Origin of the sequence: Paenirhodobacter enshiensis (assembly GCF_000740785.1) — a bacterium.
GTDB classification, from domain to species: Bacteria; Pseudomonadota; Alphaproteobacteria; order Rhodobacterales; family Rhodobacteraceae; genus Rhodobacter; species Rhodobacter enshiensis.
Genome location: NZ_JFZB01000004.1, coordinates 1 through 890, shown reverse-complemented (window position 1 = coordinate 890; position 890 = coordinate 1). Strand labels below are relative to the sequence as shown.

The window sequence follows — 890 nt, the reverse complement described above, 5'->3', positions numbered from 1 at the left end:
TCTGCCGCCATATCGCGCGATGGTTTTCCGGTCGCGCGCACGGTGTGGCGGAACTGGCCGTAGAGCGCGGCGTGGCGGTCATCGCCGAAAGCCGCCTCGACGGTGAAGTCGCCGGGTTCCAGAAGCGCCCCGAAACCGCCGAAGAAGGCCTTCGCGCCCTCGGGGCCGACGAAGGTGCCGTGCAGCGGGTTCGCCGCGCTTTCACGCGGGCTGACCGAGATGAAGCGGGCCTCGGGCGCGGTCAGGGCGAGCGCTTCGTCGAGCTGGCCGGAAAACACCGCGCCGAGGAAGGATTTAGTCAGGTCGACGGCAGACATTTGTATCTCCTTGTCTTGTCGGGAATTTCAGAAACCGGAAAGGACGATCTTGCCGATCGTGCGGCCGCTTTCGATGCGGCGGTGGGCCTCGCGCAGGGTGTCGGCCGAGATTGGCGACAGCGTTTCCGTGCCGGTCGGGCTCAGCTGCCCCTCGGCCGCCATCTGTGCGATGCGGGTCAGGATCTCGCCCTGCCGGGCGCGGTCGGGGGTGGCGAACATCGGCCGCGTGAACATGAATTCCCATACGAGCCCCGCACTCTTGCGCATCAGGGCGTCGATGTCGGGAGGGCTGGCGAAGGGCACGATGCAGCAGATCCGGCCGCCGGGCGCGATCAGCCGCGCGAGGGAGGGGAAATGCCGGTCGGGGTCGTTCGCCAGCAACACAAAGCCCGGCGGCGCAAGGCCGAGGTCGGCAATTTGCGTTTCCATGTCGGCGAAATGGTCGATCACTGCATCGGCCCCAAGAGACAGGCACCAGCTGCGCGATTGCGGCCGCGAGGCGGTGGCGATCACGGTGAGGCCGGGGACCAGCCTTGCCAGCTGGATCGCCATCGACCCGACGCCTCCCGCACC

At 67.8% G+C, this 890-nt stretch carries 2 protein-coding genes; both read right to left on the bottom strand.

Features of this window, described 5'->3' with window-relative positions:
• The coding region (locus tag CG50_RS02960; RefSeq protein ID WP_036635087.1) for a nuclear transport factor 2 family protein at positions 1-317 on the bottom strand (317 nt) is incomplete at its 3' end.
• A gap of 27 nt (positions 318-344) precedes the next feature.
• The coding region (locus tag CG50_RS02955; RefSeq protein WP_036635086.1) for a zinc-binding dehydrogenase at positions 345-890 on the bottom strand (546 nt) is incomplete at its 5' end.